We start from the raw sequence: 6,146 nt of genomic DNA, 5'->3' as shown, positions 1-6,146 counted from the left end.
CAGGGATTACTCTTTAAACAGTAAACTTTAACTAGGTTTAACAACATCAAGTAGTCAACCGATTTCAGGAAATGACAGTAGATTATTATAATAAGTCATACAAAATAAAGAAACCTCGAGGATAAAATGTCTAGAATGCAACCCCCCCCTTATATAGGATCCCAACGGAAATATAACAACAATCCCCATAGCAATCATAGATTAGGCTTCGGTAGCTTTGGCCATTTTTTGTTGACTGGGAAAAAATCTCATCATTCTATACATCCCCTCGCAATAGCTGTACTTGCGACGTGTGGTTTGGCTGTCACTGCTCCGAATGTGATTGATCCAGTTTTTGCCGCGGACTGGGACGGTACTAATCCCGATGTGCTCCAAATCGTTACTCCCAATCTGGGTGACGTTCACTCCGTCGTCAAGGACGTCGGAACTACTGGGGATCGTTACGATTTGGACACTGGCAACCATAACTGGTTGTGGACAGTGCAGGGAACGGAGGTTGAGAATCCGCAACTTGAAATAATTGTCAAGGATGTTGTAACAGACACGCAGAATGAGAATAAATTCTCTGACACCTATGGTAAAACTAAGGCATTATGGATTACAGCGAGTTTACAAACGATTTTAACTGACACTGAATATAAGGATTATGGGCAGTACATGACGTTAGCAAACGCAACGTCGGCAGGGCCAAATTACAGTTCAACAACAAACAAATCTAGTGTAATTCTTAATTTTAAGAAAGGGTCTGCTATTCTGGCTAAAGTATATGGCGCTAGAAATGATCTTGGCGGAGGAACTTCGCTAGATGGTTACGATGTGGACGCGGGTAATGCGAACGATAACTCTGTTGTCGTGAATATGGCTGAGAGTTCGAAGTTCTATGCGAAATTAGTTTTTGGGGGTCGATCTTCCCAGCTTGATTGTGTTCAGAATGTAGTACATGCAGGGTTTGAGACAAATCGCAATTCCGTTCAAATCAATGGCACTATTGTAGAGGGGGGTGCGCGAACCCTAGAAACGAATAATGCATCTTTGGGTTTGGTCATTACGAAGGGAATTTTTGGTGCCGAGGGATACCAGGCAAATAACAATCGAGTAAATCTGAATAATGTTGCCGTAGTAGCAGGGATGGCAGATGCGCGTAAGCTGGGCTTGGTAGGCGGCCGTGGGCTCTATTACTACCGAATTAATTCAACTGATACCGGTGAATATAGAGAAGTCGTTTACGGATCAGATGAATTTTACAAAGATGATGGGGATAGGTCTGGTCAAAGGGTTTCTGCTATCGCGAATAACAACATAGTTACTATAAAAAATAGTTATTTAGGTTATTATGTTGACGCAAAAAACAACGATATGTCGTGGCACGATTATCCCGATGAAGAAGGCTCTGGCGTCGGTTTTAGTGTGTACGGAGGTTGGTCTACAGGTGTTGCAGCTGACAACATAGTTGCAGCAGAAGGCTCAGTAATTAATGGCAATGTCATTGGAGGCCTGGAATTTCAGGATCAGCTCAAGATTCAAGAAGAGGATGGTGTATATCAATTCAGAGATCTGCATGCTAATCTGGTTTCATTGAAAGATACGACAATTAAAGCTGGGGCCATATACGGCACTACAACGGCGGAGGGTAAGTTACAACCAGATAGTGCCACAAGTTATTATCAGACGAACTCTCTTAATGAGAAGACAACACAGGCAGTCAATCGTAGGCGAGGTGCTGCGTATATTGCCGGAGATGTTGAAGCTGATTCCGCATATGTTCGGTATATCACTTTTGGACAGTATGTAGACACTAAGGCTTTGGATGGAACTTTTGATGTTTTCCGAAACTATTATCCTGGTTCAAACACTGAAGGGGTTGACGGAGTAGGAATTCCATTGGATGAAGATCCACTTGAAAAGGCAACTCGTCGCTTTGCAGAGGATGCGAAAGAAAGTATCCATCTTGGTCAACAGGTTGCTGGTTCCTACCTTATCAATAGGAAAGGATATCATTCCAGCTTAAAAGCGACTGATAGCTCTCAAAGTAATGTTACAGATAAGCTGCACAACTTCTGGGTAGGCGCTTACGCAAATTTATCAGATGGAATCTCTGGGGACGGGAAATCTTTTAATACAAAGGTAAGTCTGTTTAATAAAGATGACGGAAGCGTTAATCATGGTTATGTAGGCGGAGAATTATCTCTTCTGACTCATGACGACGGCATGTGGTATAGCTACGTCACCGATACTAGTGTTGGGGGTGAAGTTTCCAACCACAGACCGGCATTAATGCACCAGTTTAGGTATCACTACCAAGGTCTTGTACTTTATTTAGGTATGAACGATGGTAGTGGTGACGTCCCGGCGGTCCAAATTTCTTTTGATGAAATTGCTAACTTCAGGGAGAGTCAGGGACAAAACACCAACGCATTTGGAAACACTTTTGTCGGAATTATCAAAGATGGCATTGTGTATCAAAAAGTGTCAGTAGAAGATGGCGATAGCTCCGTCAAAGCGAGTGAAATGACGTTTGACGTCCCGTTTACAATCTATCAAAGCAAGCCAAAAGACAAAGCTTCGGAGGAGACAGTGCCTGTCGCTGTTGCAAAAGCTACTTATGGCTTCTATAAATATCTACATTTTGACGGGCACGACGGTGTACTCGATGACGGGACAATAGGTAAGGTTTCAGATCTGGGAACGGAAGCAGGTATCGGGCTAAAGTACTGGCTAAAGAGCCTGGATATTACTAAGGGCGAAAGTCTTGTTTTGAACGGTTGGAATAAAGAGGTTGATCCCAATGGTCTCGTTATTGAAAATTTCGAGTCAGGAGATACCTCAAAACCCAAGCAGGAACTCTTTACTTTATCAGCTGAACTTACTGGTGAGGGAGGTGTCACTATCGCAAAGGACTCTACGGTGATTATCGGTAGTCCTAATACTATTTACAATATTGATACTGAAAAAACAGACACTAAACCAAAAGTTCCCGGAGAGGGAAAAGCGCTTTATGAAGTCGTATACAAGACACCTCAGCCAAACTCCTACACAGGGGCTACGATAGTCTCAGAAGGTGCGATGCTGGTTCTCGGTATCGATGGAGCTTTAGGGAAAAATGATACTAAATATACCTCACAACTTCATATAGGCTCTCCTGAAGCAGGTACTAAACCTGCAAACGTATATCTGCAGGGGCATGTACAGACAGTAGGTGCCTTGCAGGTTCAAGCGGGATCAGTGCTTGACTTTAACCAAGCTGCTGCGATTTCATTTGGAGAAACTGATCCAGACGAATATCAGGCGAATATGGGCTCAACAGGCGGGGAACTTACAGTCAAGAATCAAGCTGGTAGTGTAGTGAGTAACGATAATATTGCCGGCAGTCTTAAGGGCAGTGCTTCTTCGAAACTGACATTTATCGACAGAGCATCTTATATTCGATCTAATAACCCAGATTTCAGTGGCACAGTTGAGCTGAAATCTTCGAGTATCTATCTTACTTCTCCGGAAGCTTTGATTGGCGCAGCCGTTCATGTAGATAAAGATTCTTCTTTGTATTTTGATATTACGAAGAATGTAGGCGCGCGAGCAAGTGCTTTAGGTGCCGCAGAGAAAGTCGTTGATGAAAATATTTATACGGCATCTATAAAGACAATTGCGAATAACGGATCTGTGTATTTGTCTCATCAGGTCAGAGGAGATGCTGCAATACCGTTGAATGTTTCGTTAAATAAGGTTCATATAGGTACTTACACCGGAGGATCAGATTCAAAATTGTTCTATCAAGGTTTTGTACAAGGGTTGATGAACTCTGATGTTGACGTAGTTTATGCGGATACGGCCTCTGGTAAGTCAACCGTTTACTTTACCAATGAACAGGGGGGATTTGGAGCGCTCAATAATTCGAGAGGAGAGTATGTTGGTAAAGACGGGATTCTGATTTTCGAGGTTAAGGATCCAGTTGCGAAAGTCACGCTTTCTTTTCCGGCGGAAAAAGGAGAAGTTCTCAGAGTGGTCGCCAGAGATAATGAAAAATTTGTATGGGGATATCATCTTGTGGAACAAGGAGAAGATGGTAACGACTGGTACCTGGTGAATAGCCACGAGGATCTAAAGCCTAAAGATGACCTGCGCCCCGAGGGCGGGGCCTATATGGCTAACTCTCAGTCTTGGGCGAAGATGCATATGCGTCTGCATGATCGATTCGGTCAGGCTTATTACCTTGATCCGTTCGATGGCAAGGAAAAACCAGCGGCGGCTTGGGTTCGTCAGGTCGGAAGTCATTCTCACTTTAAGTCCGGCGGCGGAGCAAGCAAGACACATGCCCGCACTGCAGTTACTCAGATCGGCTCGGACTTGATTCGCAATGAGATTAACGAGGACTGGAAGTACATTGGCGGCGTCTTTGCAGGCGGTCTGTATCACAGAGCTGATACGAGAACATTTGATGTTGCTAAATCACGATCAGACGGTTATGCGACCGGTATCTACGGAACCCTTTATACAGGCAACAGTCCGGATGATGGCTTTTATGTAGACACATGGCTGCTGTACGGTCGCTATGATAACAAGCTGTGGGGCGGGATGACGTCGACGTTTGATTACAAGTCTCATGGCTGGGTTTGGTCGGTGGAAAGTGGGTACACGATTCCTATTGGCGAATCCGGCACAAAGGATTTCAATAAGGTGATTTGGACCTTCCAGCCAGAAGTACAGTTGGTGTGGGACGGAGTTAAAGCCAAAGACGGCTATGATTCAACCGATACTAAGTACAAGCAGCTTGGTAAGGACAATGTGTCGATTAGAGTTGGCGCAAGAGTTCACGGTAATTACATGAACAAAGGTCTTGGATTCATCGAAGGGAACTGGATCCACAACACTAAGAAGACCGGTGTTCAGATGGGCAGCTCGAAGACTTACATGGACGGCGGCCGTGATCTGGGCGAATTCCGTATGGGTCTTGAAGGGCATATAACGCGTAATACGCTTGGTTGGGCGAGTGTCGGGGTTCAGGCCGGTAAAGCCGGATACCACAACGAAACCGCGCAAATTGGTATCAAGTACATGTTCTGATCTTTGGGAAGCTAAGGAGGATTCCTTCTCCCGGAACATCTAACGGAATCCATATCATGAAAAAAGAAAGCAAAATATTTGGAATTATCATTCTGTCAGCGGCTGTACTTGGTCTGAGCGCCTGTGCTTCTTATGATCATAAGGACTACCCGCGAGAGAGCTGGTTTGCGCAGCCGACTCAGGTTATCGAGGCGGATCAGTTTAAAAAGGCTGAAGAACCCCTGAAAGTCTCTCTGGTTGTTAACTACCTCTGGGAGGGACGCCCTATCGTGACAGAGCCCTTTGAGGAGCGTCCTGCTGACTGGCGTGAACAGTACGGATTGTGGTTCGCGGCAGAACGCTATTTAGAGGAAACTGGCCTCTTTAAGATCGTTAAGGAGGACGATAAGGAAAAACAGGGCGTGATGACGATTGACGTGACTCGCGCCATGAGTGAGAAGACGAAAGCGGCAGTTGCGGCTAAAAAAGCGGATCCGGATAACCATCCTGAGAAGATTGTCTACGAGTACGACATGACGATGAAGATGGACCTTTCGCTTGCGGACGGCAAGAAGTTTGAAGCTGTGCCCAAGACGGACCATATGTTTGTCGGCCACGAAGATTCGAAGGAAAAAGAATTAGGTCAGGATCCGAAACGCTTTACGTTCTCGTACTTTAACAACATGGACTTCCATACAGAGTTTGTCCGTCGTTTCTACAAACAGATGATTTTTGAAGGGGTTAAAAAGCTGGAAAACAAACTGCCTTGATGGAACAAGGCAGTTGAAAGATTTTATCTTTTGTAGTACTTAGACCATCCAAATGTGAAGTCATTCCTCAGTAGGCTTCGCTGGTCGGCTCCTCGTTTCTTTTAAAGATCGAGGAGCGATTTTTATTATAGAGACGAACGAAGCCAAGGGATAGAGCTTTTAGAACAGACGGATGATCGCAAATACAGTAGGAATCGTTCGGGCTTACCCGGTAAAACTGTAGATCCATCTGCCGAAGTTCTCTTTGAGTACGTCAGCTATAAAAAGAACTCCGGCGCCGTTTGAGGCGCCGAAGTGTTCGGAAAAATCTTCAGAAGGTTAAAGCCCGGATTCTTCGAG

General features: G+C 44.8%; 2 protein-coding genes. Both read left to right on the top strand.

The window, feature by feature from the left end; all coding sequences use genetic code 11:
• The first annotated feature begins 126 nt into the window (after nt 1-126).
• Nucleotides 127-5,058, top strand: a complete 4,932-nt coding sequence (locus tag E5987_RS12275) for an autotransporter family protein (protein WP_160336361.1) — start codon at nt 127-129, stop codon at nt 5,056-5,058.
• 56 nt (nt 5,059-5,114) lie between these two features.
• Nucleotides 5,115-5,807, top strand: a complete 693-nt coding sequence (locus E5987_RS12270) for a hypothetical protein (protein WP_160336360.1) — start codon at nt 5,115-5,117, stop codon at nt 5,805-5,807.
• Nucleotides 5,808-6,146 lie beyond the last annotated feature (339 nt).

Origin of the sequence: Parasutterella muris, from assembly GCF_009767915.1 — a bacterium.
Taxonomy (GTDB): domain Bacteria; phylum Pseudomonadota; class Gammaproteobacteria; order Burkholderiales; family Burkholderiaceae_F; genus Parasutterella; species Parasutterella muris.
The sequence above is the reverse complement of the archived record's forward strand: the minus strand, read 5'-3'. Positions and strand labels throughout refer to the sequence as shown.

What these genes read in the sequence shown, in the direction of transcription:
- E5987_RS12270 (WP_160336360.1), top strand. Translation starts at nt 5,115, where the DNA reads ATGAAAAAAGAAAGCAAAATATTTGGAATTATCATTCTGTCAGCGGCT.
- E5987_RS12275 (WP_160336361.1), top strand. Translation starts at nt 127, where the DNA reads ATGTCTAGAATGCAACCCCCCCCTTATATAGGATCCCAACGGAAATAT.